Source organism: Bacillus sp. B28 (assembly GCF_029536185.1).
Taxonomy (GTDB): domain Bacteria; phylum Bacillota; class Bacilli; order Bacillales; family Bacillaceae; genus Bacillus; species Bacillus halotolerans.
On sequence record NZ_CP120511.1, the window covers coordinates 3,230,715 to 3,249,067 of the forward strand.

General features: G+C 46.0%; 19 protein-coding genes. 5 read left to right on the forward strand and 14 right to left on the reverse strand.

From position 1 onward, the window contains the following. Positions 1-51: 51 nt before the first annotated feature. Positions 52-1,302 carry a pyridoxal-phosphate-dependent aminotransferase family protein gene (locus tag P3L57_RS16125; protein ID WP_083244501.1) on the reverse strand — a complete coding sequence of 417 codons (1,251 nt, stop codon included), beginning with the start codon at positions 1,300-1,302 and terminating at the stop codon, positions 52-54. A gap of 16 nt (positions 1,303-1,318) precedes the next feature. Then, positions 1,319-2,557 carry an allantoate deiminase gene (allC, locus tag P3L57_RS16130; RefSeq protein WP_059292608.1) on the reverse strand — a complete coding sequence of 413 codons (1,239 nt, stop codon included), beginning with the start codon at positions 2,555-2,557 and terminating at the stop codon, positions 1,319-1,321. Positions 2,558-3,013: 456 nt separating this feature from the next. Here allC and P3L57_RS16135 point away from each other — a divergent pair, with 456 nt between their 5' ends. Beyond that, positions 3,014-3,880: an endonuclease I family protein gene (locus tag P3L57_RS16135; RefSeq protein WP_069486959.1), complete on the forward strand. Its 867-nt coding sequence runs from the start codon at positions 3,014-3,016 to the stop codon at positions 3,878-3,880. A gap of 33 nt (positions 3,881-3,913) precedes the next feature. Here P3L57_RS16135 and P3L57_RS16140 read toward each other — a convergent pair whose 3' ends face one another. Then, positions 3,914-5,017, reverse strand: coding sequence for an ABC transporter ATP-binding protein (locus tag P3L57_RS16140; protein ID WP_044159028.1), 1,104 nt, complete (start codon positions 5,015-5,017; stop codon positions 3,914-3,916). A 183-nt stretch (positions 5,018-5,200) separates the two neighbouring features. On the opposite strand from P3L57_RS16140, the gene frlR reads away from it, so the two are divergent. Further along, positions 5,201-5,929, forward strand: a complete 729-nt coding sequence (gene frlR, locus P3L57_RS16145; RefSeq protein ID WP_024122756.1) for a transcriptional regulator FrlR — start codon at positions 5,201-5,203, stop codon at positions 5,927-5,929. A 24-nt stretch (positions 5,930-5,953) separates the two neighbouring features. On the opposite strand, the gene P3L57_RS16150 is transcribed toward frlR, so the two are convergent. The 7 genes from P3L57_RS16150 to P3L57_RS16180 all read right to left on the reverse strand — a co-directional run bounded on the left by P3L57_RS16150 (position 5,954) and on the right by P3L57_RS16180 (position 12,810). Then, positions 5,954-6,808, reverse strand: a complete 855-nt coding sequence (locus P3L57_RS16150; RefSeq protein WP_069486958.1) for a fructoselysine 6-kinase — start codon at positions 6,806-6,808, stop codon at positions 5,954-5,956. Positions 6,809-6,821: 13 nt separating this feature from the next. Beyond that, positions 6,822-7,724: a carbohydrate ABC transporter permease gene (locus P3L57_RS16155; protein ID WP_059292606.1), complete on the reverse strand. Its 903-nt coding sequence runs from the start codon at positions 7,722-7,724 to the stop codon at positions 6,822-6,824. A 3-nt stretch (positions 7,725-7,727) separates the two neighbouring features. After that, entirely contained in the window at positions 7,728-8,606 is an 879-nt protein-coding gene (locus tag P3L57_RS16160) for a carbohydrate ABC transporter permease (protein WP_227533859.1), read from the reverse strand. A gap of 57 nt (positions 8,607-8,663) precedes the next feature. After that, positions 8,664-9,932, reverse strand: coding sequence for an ABC transporter substrate-binding protein (locus tag P3L57_RS16165; protein WP_044159033.1), 1,269 nt, complete (start codon positions 9,930-9,932; stop codon positions 8,664-8,666). 80 nt (positions 9,933-10,012) lie between these two features. Continuing rightward, on the reverse strand, positions 10,013-10,999 hold the full coding sequence (gene frlB, locus P3L57_RS16170) for a fructosamine deglycase FrlB (RefSeq protein ID WP_069486956.1): 987 nt from the start codon (positions 10,997-10,999) through the stop codon (positions 10,013-10,015). A 215-nt stretch (positions 11,000-11,214) separates the two neighbouring features. Beyond that, the gene (locus P3L57_RS16175) at positions 11,215-11,589 is read right to left on the reverse strand and encodes a nucleotide excision repair endonuclease (RefSeq protein WP_010331777.1); all 375 of its coding nucleotides are present in this window, start codon (positions 11,587-11,589) and stop codon (positions 11,215-11,217) included. A gap of 102 nt (positions 11,590-11,691) precedes the next feature. Then, positions 11,692-12,810, reverse strand: a complete 1,119-nt coding sequence (locus P3L57_RS16180) for an NAD(P)/FAD-dependent oxidoreductase (RefSeq protein ID WP_069486955.1) — start codon at positions 12,808-12,810, stop codon at positions 11,692-11,694. Between the two features lie 158 nt (positions 12,811-12,968). On the opposite strand from P3L57_RS16180, the gene P3L57_RS16185 reads away from it, so the two are divergent. From P3L57_RS16185 to P3L57_RS16195, 3 genes are all read left to right on the forward strand, one after another. Continuing rightward, positions 12,969-13,118: a hypothetical protein gene (locus P3L57_RS16185; RefSeq protein ID WP_003240873.1), complete on the forward strand. Its 150-nt coding sequence runs from the start codon at positions 12,969-12,971 to the stop codon at positions 13,116-13,118. Further along, positions 13,118-13,396: a hypothetical protein gene (locus tag P3L57_RS16190; protein ID WP_069486954.1), complete on the forward strand. Its 279-nt coding sequence runs from the start codon at positions 13,118-13,120 to the stop codon at positions 13,394-13,396. Before P3L57_RS16185 ends, P3L57_RS16190 begins: the two co-directional genes overlap by 1 nt. 166 nt (positions 13,397-13,562) lie before the next feature. Beyond that, positions 13,563-13,913: a BLB8/JUQZ-1 family protein gene (locus P3L57_RS16195; RefSeq protein ID WP_069486953.1), complete on the forward strand. Its 351-nt coding sequence runs from the start codon at positions 13,563-13,565 to the stop codon at positions 13,911-13,913. 42 nt (positions 13,914-13,955) lie between these two features. Here the strand turns inward: P3L57_RS16195 and sufB are convergent, their stop codons facing one another. The 4 genes from sufB to sufD are packed head-to-tail and all read right to left on the reverse strand — an operon-like array spanning position 13,956 to position 18,340. Beyond that, positions 13,956-15,353, reverse strand: a complete 1,398-nt coding sequence (gene sufB / locus P3L57_RS16200; protein ID WP_024713611.1) for a Fe-S cluster assembly protein SufB — start codon at positions 15,351-15,353, stop codon at positions 13,956-13,958. Between the two features lie 20 nt (positions 15,354-15,373). Beyond that, on the reverse strand, positions 15,374-15,817 hold the full coding sequence (gene sufU / locus P3L57_RS16205; RefSeq protein ID WP_003222809.1) for a Fe-S cluster assembly sulfur transfer protein SufU: 444 nt from the start codon (positions 15,815-15,817) through the stop codon (positions 15,374-15,376). Then, positions 15,807-17,027 carry a cysteine desulfurase SufS gene (sufS, locus tag P3L57_RS16210; protein ID WP_069486952.1) on the reverse strand — a complete coding sequence of 407 codons (1,221 nt, stop codon included), beginning with the start codon at positions 17,025-17,027 and terminating at the stop codon, positions 15,807-15,809. The genes sufU and sufS overlap by 11 nt, the downstream gene beginning before the upstream one ends. Then, complete coding sequence (sufD, locus tag P3L57_RS16215) at positions 17,027-18,340, reverse strand: Fe-S cluster assembly protein SufD (RefSeq protein WP_069486951.1); 1,314 nt, start codon at positions 18,338-18,340, stop codon at positions 17,027-17,029. Before sufD ends, sufS begins: the two co-directional genes overlap by 1 nt. Positions 18,341-18,353: the final 13 nt, after the last annotated feature.

Sequence of the window (18,353 nt, forward strand, 5' to 3'; positions counted from 1 at the left end):
GGAGAATGAGCGAAAATGAAAAAAGCCTGCGGAATTCCGCAAGCTTTTTCTTTAAATCGCTGCCTGGCTCTTAGCATTTTCATATACATCAAGCGCGGCCTGAAGCGCTTTTCCCGCTTCGATCACAGCGCCGTGTCTGAGAAGCACAGCTTCTAATCCGGCAAGGACAAACAGTACGTTTTCTCTTCTGCAGCTGTAGCCCATCGTACCAATTCTCCAAATCTTCCCGGCTAAAGGGCCGAATGAGCTGGCGATTTCGATTCCAAACTGTGCCAAAAGCATATGGCGGACCGACTCTCCGTCCACGCCGTCCGGGATTTGCACACAGGTAACAACAGGCATTTTGCAGCTCTCATCCCCAAACAGCTTCAGCCCCATCGACTTAATCCCGGCGATTAATGCGGCCTCATGGTATTGATGCCGCTCGAAACGTGCTTCAAGACCTTCATCAAGCACCAGTCTCACGCCCTCACGCAAGGCATAAAGCATCGTCGTCGCTTCTGTATGATGATTGAGCCGCCGTTCGCTCCAATAATCCTCAAGCTGGCTCAAATCAAAATAATTGCTGGTGATCGGACGATTTCCGGTAAGCGGCGCCTTGTCTGCCTGAGTCGCAATTCCGCGTTCCACCTTTTTGCGCGCCGCAATGATGTCCGCCACCCGTTCATTATATGTAATCGGCGCCATCCCCGACGGAACAGACAAACACTTTTGCGTGCCGCCGATAGCTGCGTCAATGTTCCATTCATCCACTTTCACCTCGCAGCCCCCAATTGTCGCTACCGCATCGACAATAAACAGTGCATCCCAAGCACGGCACGCTTCTCCAATCGCTTTCAGCGGATGGATTCGGCCAGTTGATGTTTCCCCGTGCACCATCGCCACAATTTTCGGCTTCACTTTTTTCATTTCCCGTATAATAGCGTCAGGGTCAAAAACCGTTCCCCACTCACACTCAATCGTATGAACATTCGCCCCGTACCGCTCAGCGATTTCAGTCAGCAAAAAGCCAAAGCGTCCGTATATCGGAATAAGCACGTCATCTCCCGGTTCAATGACACTCGCTAACACCGCTTCAATTCCCGCCCGGGATGTGCCGTCAATCGGATACGCCCAGCGGTTTTTCGTTTGAAACAGCTCCCGAAGCATCTCCATCGTTTCATTCATGATATCGGTAAACGCCGGATCAAATTGGCCGACAACCGGTGTGCTCATCACTCTTAATACACGCGGATCGACCTCAACGGGTCCCGGTGTCATAATCGTTCTTAACGGTGTACATAATTCTTTTCTGCCTGACACAGCCATTCCTCCTTCATCAGTAAGCCAGTTTGTATAATAAATCAGTCAATGTGCGGACGCCGATCTCAAGCTGACATGCAGAAGTAAATTCCTTCGGCGAATGGCTGATGCCGCCTCTGCTCGGCACAAACAGCATACAAGCGGGGCAGCTCCTTCCGATCATTTGCGCATCATGCCCTGCCCCGCTCACCATTTCTTCACAGCTGATACCGTTTTCTGCCGCTGTCTCAAGAGCCTTGGCAGAAAGCGTTTCGTCCATCGGCACAGGCTCTATCCGCATATATTCATCAATCATGGCGCGAATCCCTTTTTCGTCACAAATGCCGTTGATGACAGCTGTCATTTCTTCATAAAAATGCTCCAGTACACGCTGATTTTGATGCCGAATATCGATTGAAAACTGCACCCGTCCAGGTATGACATTGGCCACATTGGGCTCCACCGTCATTTTCCCGCATGTCAGACGAAGCTCATCCGGCTGTTCTTCAGCGCGAAGCAGCAGTTCATGAATCATGCGGCTGCTGGCTGCGAGCGGGTCCTTGCGCCACTTCATGGAGGTGGTCCCTGCGTGGTTGCATTCTCCCTCAAGTGTAATCAGATATCTCCTCTGCCCGACTATACTTGTCACCACACCGAGGTCTCGTCCTGACATTTCAAGCGTCTGTCCTTGTTCAATGTGAATTTCAATAAAAGCGTTGATATCTGTCCTGTGCGCTGACGGATACACGCCTCTGCCAAAACCGTTGTCATGCATCGCCTCTTGTAATGAAACACCTGATCCGTCTCTCGGTACTTCCGCATGCTTCAATGACAAAGCACCCATCATATTTCCTGATCCCCAGTATGTCATCGGAAAACGGCTGCCCTCTTCCTCACATAAAGACACGGCCTCAAGCGTTTTTTTCGGCGCTCCGTATGTTTCTTTGAGCTGCTTTAAAGCAAGCATTGCCGCAAGCACGCCATATGAGCCGTCATACTTCCCCCCATTGATCACAGTATCGATATGTGAGCCGGCTAAAATCACTTCATCCGGAGACTGGGTGCCCTGAAGCCTTCCAAAGACATTGCCGACATCGTCAAATCTGGCGTCAAGCCCAAATGCCGACATCTCCGCTTTCACGGCGAGCTGCGCGTCCATCCACTCCTTGGTGTACAAAAGCCTCGTCACTCCGCCATCAGCAGACGCACCGAATTGGGCAAGCCAATCGATGTAATCAGCGATGCCGCTTTCTACTGAAAGCCTCTGCTTTTCCATGTGCTTCCTCCTCTGGCCGTTATGGTGACTTCATTATAGAGGGAGGAAGACGTATAGTTCATCAGCACATAAACCAAAAAAACGTTTGTTTTTTGGTCATAATAACCAGCCTGCCATTCCATTTTAGGAATAGCAGCCAGTAAGGAAGAGAGTCAATAGGCAGCGATGAATTAAAAAAACAGCGAGAGGAAAAAGTGGTTCTAAAGATTTATTGTATGAACTAGCGAAAATCACGGGAAGGCAATGCTTTCAGTGAAGCAGCACTCGATCAAGGAACAGCGCTTGCCAAAACTCAGCCGGAGCAATAACGCGGACTAAAGATCCCGGAACAATAGAGTTCTGCCTCCTCCAAAGTTACCATTTTACAAATGTAATAAAAAATATACAAAATGACACTTCTAACCTTTATCTCAATTTTAGATAATAGACATGATCTGATCTAAAGGAGGGCAAGTGATGACAAAAAAAGCAAGGTTTCTGCCGTTCGTCTGTGTATTACTGATTTCCGGATGGTTTGCGCCCTCTGCTTCAGCAAGCGCGCAAACCGGATTGAACCTGAATGACCGTGCAGCTACTTCTTCCGCAGCCTCCGGGGGCATTCTCTCATTAGTCTCTCCCGCGGCACCATACGCCGACACAGACACCTATTATGAAGGTGCTGAAGGAAAAAGCGGAGAGGCGTTAAAAAGCGCGCTGCACCGCATCATTAGCGGACATACGATGCTGTCTTACAGCGAGGTATGGAACGCGCTGAAAGAAACAGATGCAGATCCGGCCAATCCGAATAACGTCATCCTGCTCTATACGAACGAATCCCGTTCGAAAAACCTGAACGGCGGCAATGTCGGGGACTGGAACCGGGAGCATGTCTGGGCGAAATCCCATGGCGATTTTGGTACAAGCAAGGGGCCCGGCACTGATATTCATCACTTGCGTCCAGCAGACGTCCAAGTAAACAGTGCCAGAGGCAACATGGACTTTGACAACGGCGGCAACGAGTACGCGAAAGCGCCCGGAAATTACTATGACGGAGATTCATGGGAGCCCCGTGATGATGTGAAAGGCGATGTCGCCCGCATGCTGTTTTACATGGCTGTCCGTTACGAAGGAGACGACGGCTACCCTGACCTTGAGCTCAATGATAGGACAGGAAACGGCTCTGCTCCTTATCACGGAAAACAATCCGCCTTGCTTGAATGGAATAGGCAGGACCCTGTTGATGCCCGCGAAAGAAAAAGAAATGAAATCATTTATGAAAAATATCAGCACAACCGAAATCCATTTATCGATCACCCTGAATGGGCAGACGACATTTGGCCTTAAGAAAAAGGTGCTCCCCCGAAGGGAGCACCTTTTCTAATACACAGCCTGTTCCGTTTCAGCATCGAAAAAGACGGCGTGATCCATTTTCACCGCCAGCTGAATTGTATCGCCCGCGGCAATTCGATTGCCGCCATCCAAGCGAACCGTGAGCCGCTCGTTCCCGGCGCTGACATGCACAATCAGCTCAGGTCCCAAATTTTCATTCACTTCCACCGTCGCTTTAAACACAGAATCAAACAGCCGGTCATTTCCAGTCATTTGTGCGATGTGCTCCGGCCGTACACCGGCTGTCATCTGTTTTCCGGTATAGCCTTTTTCCTTCAGCCGTTTCGCCTTTTCTTCAGGAATATGAAGCCGGATCGAAGGATTTGTAAAAAACAGCTCGCCATGGTGCTCTTCAATCATGCCTTTGAAAAAGTTCATTCCGGGAGAGCCAATAAACCCGGCCACGAACAGGTTTGCCGGATAATGATAGATATCATGGGGCTTGGCCACTTGCTGAATTTTACCTTCATTCATGACGACAATCCGATCGCCCATCGTCATCGCTTCAGTCTGATCATGGGTGACATAGATAATGGTTGCTTCCAGCCGCTGGTGAAGCTTGCTGATTTCTGTCCGCATCGTCACTCTCAGCTTCGCATCCAGATTAGAAAGCGGTTCATCCATTAAAAAGACCTTTGGTTCCCGCACAATTGATCTGCCAAGCGCCACCCTTTGCCGCTGGCCGCCGGAAAGTGCCTTCGGTTTTCTCTTCAGCAAATGCTCAATCTCCAAAATGTTTGCAGCTGCATGCACCCGCTCGGCAATTTCTTGTTTCGGCATTTTTCTGAGCTTCAGTCCGAATGCCATGTTATCGAAAACAGTCATATGCGGATACAGCGCATAGTTTTGGAACACCATCGCGATATCACGCTCCTTCGGCGGAAGATCATTGACCCGTTCCCCATCGATGAAGAGGCTTCCTTCCGAAATGCTTTCCAGCCCGGCCACCATCCGCAGGGTTGTCGATTTGCCGCAGCCTGACGGCCCCACCAGCACCAAAAGCTCTTTATCTTTTACATCTAAATCAAAGTCCTTCACCGTTAATTGTGAATGATATGATTTTTTGACATGTTCAAATGTTAATGAAGCCATCAGAAAACTCCCCCCGTCTTTTTTTCTCCGTTATTTCGTCACTGGAAACAACTCGGTCTTTCTGTTATTTTTAGAGTAATCGATTCCCATATTTGCTATATTTCTAAAACAAAAAACGCAAATTTGTATTATAACGTCATAATACATTATAATATAAATAATAGCTTAAAAGGAGGCTACCCCTTGTTAAACAACGGAAGTTCAACACCTTTATACATTCAGCTAAAACAAATCATAACAGATGACATTAAAAAGGGCTTGTATTCCCCGGCTGCCAAGCTGCCCACAGAAAACGAGCTTTGCAGCAAGTATAATGTGAGCCGCATTACCGTCAGAAAAGCCATTCTTGATTTAGTCGAAGAAGGCTATCTGATCAGGCAGCAGGGAAAAGGAACGTTCGTTAAAAGCCCTAAATTGAAGAGAGAGCTGATCGCAGTAAACGGCTACTCTGAATTTATGGAATCAACCGGGAAAAAACCGAAGCATCAGGTTCTGTCCCATGAAATCATACCAGCATCGAAACCGATCGCCGAAAAGCTTCAGATCAATCCCGAGAGCCCTGTCGTTGAATTAAAACGGATTTTATATAACGATGATCAGCCGCTCACCTTTGAGATCACGCATTACCCGCTGGACATGTTTCCTGCCATCAATACGTTTATTGCTGACGGTGTATCTATGCATGATATTTTAAAGCAGCAATACCAAGTTGTTCCCACTCACAATACAAAACTATTAAATGTTGTCTATGCCCAGCAGGAGGAAAGCAAATACTTGGATTGCGATATCGGGGATGCGCTGTTTGAAATCGATAAAACCGCATTTACCTCAAACGATCAGCCGATCTACTGCTCACTGTTTTTGATGCACACAAACCGTGTCACATTTACAATCAACAGTCCCTACACATGACAGGCATAAAAAACGAGACACTGCTTATAGTATTCTCGTTTTTTCACTGCTTCCCCCTTCCTCCAGGCGATAGGGATAGCCGTAGCCGAATGCCCCGTACACTCCGCATGTTTTCGCAGCTGTTTCCGCTCCTTGGCGCAAAGCGTTCATCACATCCTGCTTCTCACAAAACGCAGTCAAAAATCCCGCGATAAATGAATCTCCCGCTCCGAGTGTGTCTATTATATCAGCTTCCACAATCGGCTGATGGTAGATTCGGTCCCCCGCAGACAGGATCGCCCCTTGCCCGCCGCGGGTCATGCAAACAATTTTCGCTCCATACTCATGTGCCTTTTTGGCGAGCTGGCCGCACTCCGTCTCACTCAGATCGCTCCCTGAAAAGAACGCGTACGTCACATAAGGACAGACCTTTTTCAAATACTCATCCTCTCGATTTGTTGAAAAATCAAAAGAAACCGGGATCAGCCCGCACAGCTGCGGCAAATCGTTCTCAAGCCTGCTGTACACACTGGTATGCAGCAGATCATGCCCGCTGATAAAAGATAAGTCCTTTTCCTGGAACACAAGGCGGAGACGCGACTGGATGCCGCCCTTATTCGATCGCACAAAGATCCGGTCCCCCTGTTCATCAAGGGTAACGATTGCCATTCCGTTTTCCCCATGCGCCTGGCGAATAAAATCAGCGTTGACCTTCTCCAATTTCAGCACATTCAGCAGATGAGCCGCGGCTTCGTCATTGCCGATGATTCCGATATAAGAAGACTCATGCCCGAGCCGTTTTGCAAGCACTGCGACATTTAAGGCATTTCCTCCCGGATAGAATGTTTCTTGATCCTGATAGTAGTCTACAACGTTGTCTCCAACAGCAATTAATTTCATTGTGCTTCCTCCTTTATCCTTTTACGCTTCCGCTTGCAATACCGCGGACAAAATATTTCTGCATAAATAAAAACAGAATAATAATCGGCGCGGCAGAAATCGTTAATCCCGCCAGCAAGACGCCCCAATCCGTCTGCAGCGCATCTCGGAACTGCATCAGCCCCGCTGGAATGGTCCGCAAATTCTCGTCATCTATGAAAATAATCGCAAACATAAACTCATTCCACGTATGGTAAGCTGTCAGAATACCCGACGTCACTAAAATCGGCACACTCATTGGTAAGAAAATTCTGAAAAATACTCCGAAACTCGTACACCCATCTAAATAAGCCGCCTCTTCCAATTCTTTAGAAATAGAAAGAAAATAAGAGCGGATTAAAATGATGGTAAATGGAATCCGATAAGCCGCATAAGGCAAAATCAAAGCCCAATACGTATTGTAAAGCCCCAGCGACTGAATAATGGAATAAAGCGGCACAAGACTGACCTGAGGCGTCAGCATCAAACCGCCAAGACAAAGCACCAAAAAGAACCCTCTTCCTTTAAACTCGAACCTCGAAAGCCCGTATGCCGCCCATGCGCTGATAAAGACAGTAATCACACATGTCAGGGCCGTCACGATCACACTGTTCATAAAATAAGAAGAAATCCCCTGATTCCAGGCGGACACAAAGTTCTCCGGATGCCACGAAGACGGCAGCGACCAGCTGTTCTCAAAAATATCATCCGAGCTTTTAAAGGCGCTCATGACCATCCATAAAAGCGGATAAGCAATCGCGATTAGATAAAGAAACAGAAAAACCCATACAGACGTTTCTCCGATATACCATTTTCGCCTCGGCTTTTTTTTCACCTCGATGTGCCGGTCAGGCACAGGCTCTAATCTAAACGAATCTGTCTTCTTTTGAGGCAGCATCTGTTAATCCTCCTTTCCGGTTTTAAAGAACTTCATTTGCATGAGCGACAAAGCAAGCGTAATGAGTAACACAACAGTGGCAATCGCTGAAGCATAGCCCATCATATCCTTTGTAAAGGCGCTTTTATATAAGAATGTGCTTAATACCTCAGAAGCGTTTCCCGGTCCGCCGCCTGTCAAAATGTACGGCTCGTTAAACACTGTAAAAGCGCCTGTCAGCGTCATCACCACCGCAACAAAAGACATCTCTTTCGTCTGGGGAATGGTAATGTGAAAAAACTGCTGAATTTTTCCCGCACCGTCAAGACGCGCCGCTTCATACAGTTCATCCGGTATTTTTTGAATCGACACAATATACAGCATCGCAATATAACCGACAGACTGCCACTGCGACACAAAGATGACAGAAAGCATAGCCGTGCTGTCCTCCCCGAGCCATGCCCTCGTCAGCTGATCCAGCCCGATTGCCTGAAGCAGCTGATTCAAAAGCCCCGTCTCAGGGTTGTAAATAAAATCAAATAAAAGCGCGATCACCGTCATCGAGATGACAACCGGCAAAAAGAAAACGGTACGAAAAAAAGGCGACCATTTTCTGACCAGCTTATCCTCAAGCACCGCCGCCAAAATCAAACCGCCAAACACCTGGCATACAATTGAGATCGCTGCGTAGAGCACGTTATTCGTGAGGGCTTGATAAAAGACAGGATCACGAAATAATTCAACATAGTTCTTCAATCCGATAAACGTTTTTTCCGGAGAAAAAGAGCTCCATTGAAACAGACTGAGAAAGACATTCTCAAAAATCGGGATATAAACGAAAAGTAGAAAAACAAGAGCCGGCAGTAAAAACAAATAGGGGATTATTCTATTTTGGTTGACCAAGGATAACTCATCTCCTTTATAAAAAGAAAAGGTGCGTCGCTTCACCTTTTCTTTGATTTATTCAGCTGACGCCTTCACTTGCTTGGCTGCTTTTTGGACGGCTTTCATGACCTGCTCCGGTGTCATGTCGCCGCCAAGCATTTGCTGGACGCTTGTTAAGTACACATCTGCGATTTCAACATCAACATCCATATCGAACCACGGAACCATTGATTTGGCATCTACGATATGCTGAACGGCTTCACGCTGAATGGCTGTAGAATTTTCTTCGGTTGCCGTCCCTTGCACCGCACTGTATTTGCCGACGTCTTTAACGAGCTTTTCACCCATTTTTTTCGAGGTCAGAAATTGCAAAAATTCCACTGCTTCCTTCGGATGTTTTGTTTTCGAAGAAATCATAAATCCTTCAGGCGCCCCCGTTAACGCTTCTGAAGATCCTTTTTGTCCGCTGATTTCAGGGAATGAGAACATCCCTAGATTCACTGGCTCGACCAGTTTGATTTCAGCCGTTTCCGCATATATCATCGCCGACTTTCCGCTCTTAAATTGCTGTCTCACATATTCATGGTCGACGGAATTTACATGTTTATTGAAGTAAGGCATCAGTTCCTGCAGCTTTTCAAGTGCTTTCACATAGCCTTCATCGGTAAATTCACCCGTTTTGGCGTTATAATCCTTTTCTCTTGTTTTTTCATCGACCATCCGCTGATTCAGCGTGCCGATATAATGTGAGATTGTCCAAGGCGCTTTTGTTCCGAAACTGATCGGCGTATAGCCATTTTCTTTCAGCTTCTTGGAGACATCGATGAGTTCATCCCAAGTCGCCGGCGGCTCTAGATTGAGCTTTTTAAAAATATCTTTATTATAGAAAAATGATTTAGCGTCCATTTGCCACGGCACGCCATATTGTTTGTTTTCATACGTAAATGGTGTAACTTGCGATTGAACGAGCTGCGATGACCAATCTGTATCATCTTTGTAGTAGGACGAGAGATCAAGTGCTTTATTTCCTCTGATAAATTTAAAAGCAAACTCGTCACTCCATGAGAAGTAAATATCAGGAGGGCTGCTGGTTCCCAGCATAACTTTAATTTTATCTTTATAGGAGTCATTCAAAACCGCTTCAGTTTGAATGTCGATATCCGGATGCTCTTTTTCAAATTCCTTTACAACCTCTTCAAAATACCTTTTCTCCGGCTCCTTCGGCCATCTGTGGAAAAATTTCAATGTCACCTTTCCATCCGCTGAACTGCCCTGGCTCGAACAGCCCGCAATGGTGAGCATACTGACAGCTGCAATGATCAAAAATAAAAACATTTTCTTCAAAGGGTTGGCCTCCTCTGGACATTAGACTATAATGTTATATAACATTATAGTCTAATGCATAATGGTTCCTCTTTTTCAGATCAATACTCAACTTTCCACATGTATCTTCTATGAGATAAAGGATGATTTCTTGCTTCTGCCAAAGCGTCCGCATAGCTTCTCAGCACACGGTTAAGAACGAGCGGAGCAAGGTAGCCTTTTATTGAATCGTCAATTGCAGTGAAGTCGTAAGATGCGGCATCGAGCACAGTCAGCTTTTTGCCATATTTTTTCGAGAAGGTAAGCGCCCGCTCTTCAAGAGGCCTTGTTTCATCTAAACCGAGCAGGATGATAAACGGCACGGATTCATCAATAATTTCAAACGGTCCGTGAAAATATTCTCCGGCATGAATGGCGTGGGAATGAATCCATTGCATTTCCATGAGAATGCAGATGCTGTAGGAGTAAGCGACACCGTAGTTTGCACCGCTTGCCATTGTATAAATGATGCTTTCTTTTTCATGTATTTTTGCAAATTGCTGTGCGTTGTCTGCTTCCTGCTTAAGGGCTTCATCATACACAGCCTGCAATTGATCTAAACCTTCAATTGCTTGTTCAAATTTCGTATTGTTTTCTAATACCTGCAAAGCGCCGAAAACGATTTGATATAGAACGCCATAGTTCGTATTGATCGCCTGCGCCTCATCACCCCAGTCATATTGGGCGATATATTGCGCTTCCTGTGCTAAAGGAGACTCCGGCTTATACGTCATTGCAATCGTAAGCGCGCCTTTGCTTCTCGCAAATGCAGCAGCTTTTACCGTTTCCGGAGTATTTCCCGAATGCGAGCACAAAATGACAAGAGACTTTTCACCAAGCTGCACAGGGTTTCGCTGAATAAATTCATTAGAGCTGTAAAGGTCGGAGCTGATTGATTTTGACTCCCTGTCAAACACATATTTACTCGGATACATGATGGCCGAAGACCCTCCGCATGCGACAAAGAATACATGGTCAATGGTTTTTCCTTTCAAATCCTGCAAGAAAGCTTGAACCTCACGATTAACTTTTGCTGTGACTTGACTCAAATCCTTCACTCCTCATTTTTATTATATAACGTTATATAACATTATATATTGTTATATTAAAGTCCGCAGCTTGGATTGTCAATATCATTTTCTGAAATTTCTCAATAATTTAATCGAGTGATAGACTACAGGCCTACGTACAGAAAAATGCCAAATCAAAAAGCCAGAACTTAGCATAAGCTCTGGCTTCACTGCTCAATCCGCAGACTGACTTCTTATTTAAAAAATACCTTGTCTATATTGTACTTCGAGTGCTGTGTATTGATGATGTAGGTTTCGTAAATTTCTCTTTCCATTGGATCTTCGACTACACATACTTCAATTTTATATACTTCGTCTCTGTGATTTTTGATCGGTGAGACAGTATCTTCAAAATGCTTCTTAATTCTCTGTCTTAACTTTCTGGCTTTACCGACAAACAGCAGCTCATCGTGAATGTTGTAAAACATGAAGATGCCGCCTTTATCCCTTGGTATCTGGTGAAAGTCGATGAATCCGTAAATCGCCTTTATTTTCGGCTCGTTATCATTGGCTGACTGCTGCCGTTCGGTGATCGTCACATTCGGTGCTGGTATATCAATTTTTATCAAAATCAGTTCACGTCCTCTTTTTCATTAAAGATAAATGCTAACACAGACAGGAAAGAAAAGCTAGAACAGCTTTATTATATTTGTTTGTCATGCCTTTCATTATTATGCAAGCGCTCCGGCAAGATCATAAGGGCTAAGGTCTATTTCTGTCGGCTGTCCGAGAACTAGCTTTGCGAGCTCTGAACCCAGAAACGGCCCCATCGTTAATCCTGACGCGCCTAAACCGTTAGCGGCGTAAAGTCCTTGAACATTCGGCACGGCACCCACCACTGGCAGAAACCCCGGTGTAAACGGTCTGAAGCCCACTCTTGTTTCAATGACTGTGCTGTCAGCAAGCCCCGGGGCTGCGGCAAGTGCTTTGCTCAAGACTTCATGCTGTCCCCCTGCTGTCACACGGAGGTCTTTAAGATCGGCCTCATTTTCATGGGTGGCGCCTGCTACAATTCTGCCGTCATCAAAGGACAGAATATACTGATCATTCGGCGGCATCACCACCGGCCATGATCCGGTATCTGCGCCAGGAATTTCAAAATGCATAATCTGCGCTTTCTGAAAGGACACTTGAAAATGAATGCCCAGAGGCTTCATCAATTCATTGGCCCATGCCCCTCCAGTCACGATCACATTATCAGCCTCAAACTGCTGCTTGTCTGTTTGGACACCGGTGACTCTTCCGTTCTCAAAAAGCAAGGACGCGTTTCCTTTTACAATGACCGCACCATGTTTCTCGGCAGCGCTTAAAAGCGACCGGCATAGCGCCCTCCCGTTCACACGAGCGGCGCCGCTGATATGAACTGATTCATAGCCATCAGCTAAAATGGGAAACAGCTTTTTCGTTTCACTCGCGGACAAACGGGTGATGTCACCGATCTCCGGCGCATGCTCGCGCCTCTTATACGCCCGCTCCTCCATCTTATCAAGCTTCACTGAATCAGTGTGAATGCTGATCGCACCGACACGCTTGTATCCGGTGTCTGTTTCTCCCTCCTCTTCCAATTGCTTGATTAAATCATTATAGTATCGCGCTCCGCCCTTAGCGAGCTGGTACCAATCCTGATTGCGGCGCTGCGACAGCCAAGGACAGACGATCCCCGCCGCCGCGTCAGTCGCTTGTCCCGGTTCATTCCGGTCAATCACCGTAACCCGGGCTCCTGATTTTGCGAGATGATAAGCCGTCGACGCACCTAGTATGCCTGCGCCGACGATGATGTAAGACTTCATATGCAAACACCTTTTCTTTTATAATATCTATTCATTTTACCAAATAGAGTGCTTTCCTTCGACCTTTAGACCCAATGTGGAAAAACCGCGAAGTTCGTCCAATCTCTTCACTCTCCTATTGAATATCCTGTCACTATCAATAGAGAAAGGATGATACCATGAGCGAAAATCGTCATGAAAATGAAGAAAACCAAAAGCGCAATGTATCAGTTGCTAAAGTTGAAAACAGCGGCAATGCAAAAGTCGTAGTCAACGTGAATACAGATCAGGATCAGGCACAGGCACAGTCTCAAGACGGAGAAGAGTAATGAACGAGAATATCATTCCTATCAACAGACATGCTGCGGAAATGCCCAAAAATGGCTCTGTTATCGAAAACAGCGGCAATTCAGAGGTCCATATCGACATTCACATTGATACAATGCCGATTGCCTTTGCCATTTTATGCTCTGCTTTAGCCGCAAAGCAGATGACAAAAGATGAATTCGACACGGCCTATACTCAATTGCTAGAGATGAAAAAAGTTGATATTCCCTCAGCAGCATCCACCATCAATATTCATCCTAATGATATATCCGAAAGTTGAAATAGCAACCGCAGGCTTAAACATGCCTGCGGTTCTCATCATTTAAAGTATACATCATTTAGCTAATAACCATATGTTAACAAATTATACATATTAAGTAACAGGAACTAGCCTTTCTTTATCCAAATTGTAAGGTGTAAGGAAAAATAAAAAAGGAGTGTTACAAATGAAATGTAAAAAAGCGATTATTTCTGCACTATCAGTTTCAGCTTTGGCTTTAAGCTTAGGCGGTGTGGCCTCTGCTGAAGAAATGTCAGCTGCTCCAACACCTTCAATTCAAAGTGTATCAAACAGCCCTATTAAAGTCATGGATGCCTTTTACCAAATGAAAGTAAACAGTTACTTAAATATTGCTAGAGAAGGAGCCACTAGCTATGTTGTAACTTCCGGTCGTGATTATATCTCTGTAAGTCAAAGCGGAATGGTATACAGCAAGTCAATTCCTGGTTCTGCTCAAGTTACTATCTATAAGGGAACAAGCGTACTAGGAGTTGTCACGATTAGTGTTCGTCTGTAAACAAACAAAACCCGGCGTATTCCGCCGGGTTTTATTTTTACATTAACCGATTGAACCTTCCATTTCGAATTTAATCAAACGGTTCATTTCAACTGCGTATTCCATTGGAAGCTCTTTTGTGAATGGCTCGATGAAGCCCATTACGATCATTTCAGTCGCTTCTTCTTCGGAAATACCGCGGCTCATCAAGTAGAAGAGCTGTTCTTCAGATACTTTAGACACTTTCGCTTCGTGCTCCAATGAAATGTTATCATTTAAGATTTCATTGTAAGGAATTGTGTCTGACGTTGATTTGTTATCCATAATGAGCGTATCGCACTCGATGTTAGAACGGGCGCCTTCCGCTTTACGTCCGAAGTGGACGATTCCGCGGTAGGTTACTTTCCCGCCTTGTTTAGAGATCGATTTTGATACAATTGTGGAAGATGTGTTTGGTGCAAGATGAATCATTTTCGCACCCGCATCCTGATGCTGGCCTTTACCCGCAAGAGCGATAGAAAGCGTCATACCGCGCGCGCCTTCGCCTTTTAGGATACAAGCCGGATATTTCATTGTCAGTTTAGACCCGATGTTGCCATCGATCCATTCCATAGTTGCGTTTTCTTCACAGATCGTACGTTTCGTTACAAGGTTGTAAACGTTGTTCGCCCAGTTTTGGATCGTTGTATAACGGCAGTAGCCGCCTTTTTTGACGATGATCTCAACAACCGCACTGTGAAGAGAGTTTGTTGTGTAAACAGGTGCCGTACAGCCCTCAACGTAATGCACGCTTGCTTCTTCGTCAACGATGATCAGCGTACGTTCGAACTGACCCATATTTTCAGAGTTGATACGGAAGTAAGCTTGAAGCGGTGTCTCAACCTTCACGCCTTTTGGCACGTAGATGAAAGATCCGCCGGACCAAACAGCTGAGTTCAGCGCCGCAAACTTGTTATCAGTCGGCGGGATCACTTTTGCCCAGTGCTCACGGAAAATATCTTCATTTTCTTTCAGCGCGCTGTCTGTATCTTTAAAGACGATGCCTTGCGCTTCAAGATCTTCTTTCATGTTGTGGTATACAACCTCTGATTCGTACTGAGCAGAAACACCCGCAAGGTATTTTTGTTCAGCTTCAGGAATACCGAGCTTGTCGAATGTTTGCTTAATTTCCTCAGGAACTTCATCCCAAGAACGCTCTGAACGCTCAGACGGTTTTACGTAGTACGTAATTTCGTCAAAGTTCAGTGAGTTTAGATCTCCGCCCCATTGAGGCATTGGCATATTGTAGAAATGTTCAAGTGATTTCAAGCGGAAATCAAGCATCCATTGAGGCTCTTCTTTCATGCGAGAAATTTCTTCTACGATTTCTTTTGTCAATCCGCGCTCTGAACGGAAAATGGAAACGTCCTTGTCGTGAAAACCATATTTGTATTCACCAATATCAGGCATTTTTTTAGCCATCCATTTTCACTCCAATCCTTTTAATTGCCGCCTTCTTCTTTAGCGACTCCTTTTTCAAGTGCCTTCCATGACAGGGTTGCACATTTAATACGGGCCGGGAATTTTGAAACGCCTTGAAGGGCTTCAATATCACCCAGATCGATAGAATCATCATATTCTTTCCCTTGCATCATATCCGAGAAAATCTTAGACATGGAAAGGGCTGTTTCAATATCTTTCCCTTTAATCGCCTGAGTCATCATCGAAGCGGATGCCATTGAAATGGAACAGCCTTCCCCTTCAAATTTCGCATCTTCCACGATGTCTCCGTCAAGCTTCATTGTCAGCCTGATTCGGTCGCCGCATGTCGGATTGTTCATATCCACGACGATGCTGTCATTCAAAACCCCTTTGTTGCGCGGGTTTTTGTAATGATCCATAATCACCTGTCTGTACAATGTATCTAAGTTTGCATTAAAAGACATTTGTAAAATACTCCTTTGTCTTTTGAAGAGCTTCCACAAGCTTATCAATCTCTTCCTCTGTATTATACAGATAAAAGCTTGCTCTCGCAGTAGCAGTTACATCCAGCCATTTCATCAGCGGCTGGGCGCAATGGTGACCCGCTCTGACAGCGATCCCTTCCGCATCAAGTACGGTTGCCACATCGTGCGGATGAACATCATCAAGGTTAAATGTGATCAGCCCGGCACGCTCTTCCGGTCCGTAAACCGTCACGCCGTCAAGCTGACGGAAGCGTTCAAGCGCATAAGCTGCAAGCTTGTGCTCGTGGCGGGAAATCTCATCAAGGCCGATTTCTTCGAGAAAATCAATTGCGGCACCGAGACCGATTGCTCCAGCAATAATCGGAGTACCCGCTTCGAATTTCCACGGAAGCTCTTTCCAAGTTGATTCATAAAGCCCGACAAAGTCGATCATTTCACCGCCGAATTCGGCAGGCTCCATGTTTTCCAGCAGGGCTTTCTTTCCGTACAGCACGCCTACTCCGGTAGGGCCGCACATTTTGTGGGAAGAAAACGCAAAGAAGTCGCAATCGAGATCCTGCACGTCAATTTTCATGTGAGGCGTGCTTTGTGCACCGTCCACCACAATAACAGCCCCGTTGTCATGAGCGATTTTCGCCATTTCTTTTATCGGGTTGATCGTGCCGAGAACATTAGACACATGAGATACCGCAACAATCTTTGTATTGCTTGTGACCGTTGCTCTGACGTCATCTAATGAAATCGTGCCGTCTTCCTGCAGCGGAATATATTTTAATGTGGCGCCAGTCGCTTTGACAGCCTGCTGCCACGGAATGATATTCGCATGATGCTCCATATAGGTAATGACCACTTCATCACCCGGTTTGAGGTTGGCGCGTGCATAGCTTAGCGCCACCATGTTCAGTGATGTGGTCGTGCCTTTTGTGAAAATAATCTCAGCCATTGACTTCGCGTTAATAAACTTGCGGACTTTTTCACGCGCTCCTTCATAACCGTCTGTCGCTCTGGTTCCAAGCGTATGGACGCCCCGGTGAACATTGGAATTGTATTGGTTATAATACTTATCCAGTGTTTCAATGACAGCACGCGGCTTCTGGGAAGTCGCCGCGCTGTCGAGATAAACGAGATCATGTCCGTTCACTTGCTGATGAAGGATCGGGAACTGTTCACGAATATCTGTGATATTCATTACTTCACTTTCCTTTCGATAACAGAAACCAATTGTTTCTTAACGCCTTCAATCGGAAGTTCGTTAACTACCGGCGCAAGGAATCCGTAGATGACTAAGCGTTCTGCTTCTTCTTTCGCAATACCGCGGCTCATCAGGTAGTAAAGCTGAATAGGGTCCACACGGCCGACAGATGCCGCATGTCCTGCCGTTACATCGTCTTCGTCAATTAAAAGAATAGGGTTTGCGTCTCCGCGCGCTTTTTCGCTGAGCATCAGCACACGGGATTCCTGTTCCGCATTTGCTTTAGAAGCGCCATGTTCGATTTTGCCGATTCCGTTAAAGATAGAAGAAGCGGAATCCTTCATCACACCGTGCTTCAAGATATATCCTTCAGAAGCTTTACCGAAATGAATGATTTGTGTCGTGAAGTTTTCTGTTTGCTCTCCTCTTCCGACAACAACCGTTTTCGTGTCGCCGTAAGTGCCGTCACCGTAAAGGTTTGTTGTGTTTTCGGAAATGGTGTCGCCATCGTTCATGAGGCCGAGAGCCCACTCGATTTTGCTGTCGCGACCGCGCGCAGCACCGCGGCGGTTGACGTAAGTTGTCACGCCGGAAGACAGATTATCCACTGCACCGTATGTCACACTGGCATTATCACCTGTGATAACCTCACTGATAATATTGAATACAGCATCTTTCGGGTTGACCGTGCTGATGTAGTTTTCTACATACGTTACTGAGCTATGGTCTTCCGCCACAATCAATACGTGGTTGAACAGAGCTGTATCGTTGCTTTCGTGGACATAAACAGCCTGAACCGGCGTCTCCACCTGAACATTTTTCGGAACATAGAGGAATGCCCCTCCGTTAACAAGAGCTGCGTGAAGTGCAGTTAATTTATGCTCATCAACCTTCACGCCGTCTTTCATAAAGTATTTCTCCACTAAGTCGCTGTGCTCGCGGGCAGCAGTCAAAATATCAGTAAAGATGACGCCTTTGTCTTTCAATTCCTGAGAAAGAGAAAGGTATGCAGGCGTCTGATCACGCTGTACATATAACGTTTTATCTTCGTTTTTTACATCGATCAGCGCTTTTGCTTCATCAGTCAAATCTTCTAATGAAGAAAGCGGCTCATTATCAACTGTATGCTCCGCGAAGTTCGTGAAGTTCCAGTTTGTGATTTTTGTTTTGTCAGGCTTCGGCATCGGCAGATCCTCAGCTTGTTCAAGAGCCTGTAAGCGCAGGTTTTTCAGCCAGGCAGGTTCTTGATGCTTTTCGGAAAAGCTTTTGAGATACTCCTGATCTACGGATAGTTTTGTATCTAGTGTCATATTAATCCCCCTA

Excerpts from the sequence above, each read along its gene's own strand:
- P3L57_RS16150 (WP_069486958.1), bottom strand. The coding sequence starts at position 6,808 with ATGAAATTAATTGCTGTTGGAGACAACGTTGTAGACTACTATCAGGAT.
- sufD (WP_069486951.1), bottom strand. The coding sequence starts at position 18,340 with ATGACACTAGATACAAAACTATCCGTAGATCAGGAGTATCTCAAAAGC.
- P3L57_RS16135 (WP_069486959.1), top strand. The coding sequence starts at position 3,014 with ATGACAAAAAAAGCAAGGTTTCTGCCGTTCGTCTGTGTATTACTGATT.
- sufS (WP_069486952.1), bottom strand. The coding sequence starts at position 17,027 with ATGAATATCACAGATATTCGTGAACAGTTCCCGATCCTTCATCAGCAA.
- P3L57_RS16140 (WP_044159028.1), bottom strand. The coding sequence starts at position 5,017 with ATGGCTTCATTAACATTTGAACATGTCAAAAAATCATATCATTCACAA.
- allC (WP_059292608.1), bottom strand. The coding sequence starts at position 2,557 with ATGGAAAAGCAGAGGCTTTCAGTAGAAAGCGGCATCGCTGATTACATC.
- P3L57_RS16190 (WP_069486954.1), top strand. The coding sequence starts at position 13,118 with ATGAACGAGAATATCATTCCTATCAACAGACATGCTGCGGAAATGCCC.
- sufB (WP_024713611.1), bottom strand. The coding sequence starts at position 15,353 with ATGGCTAAAAAAATGCCTGATATTGGTGAATACAAATATGGTTTTCAC.
- P3L57_RS16180 (WP_069486955.1), bottom strand. The coding sequence starts at position 12,810 with ATGAAGTCTTACATCATCGTCGGCGCAGGCATACTAGGTGCGTCGACG.
- P3L57_RS16185 (WP_003240873.1), top strand. The coding sequence starts at position 12,969 with ATGAGCGAAAATCGTCATGAAAATGAAGAAAACCAAAAGCGCAATGTA.
- P3L57_RS16195 (WP_069486953.1), top strand. The coding sequence starts at position 13,563 with ATGAAATGTAAAAAAGCGATTATTTCTGCACTATCAGTTTCAGCTTTG.
- sufU (WP_003222809.1), bottom strand. The coding sequence starts at position 15,817 with ATGTCTTTTAATGCAAACTTAGATACATTGTACAGACAGGTGATTATG.
- P3L57_RS16155 (WP_059292606.1), bottom strand. The coding sequence starts at position 7,724 with ATGCTGCCTCAAAAGAAGACAGATTCGTTTAGATTAGAGCCTGTGCCT.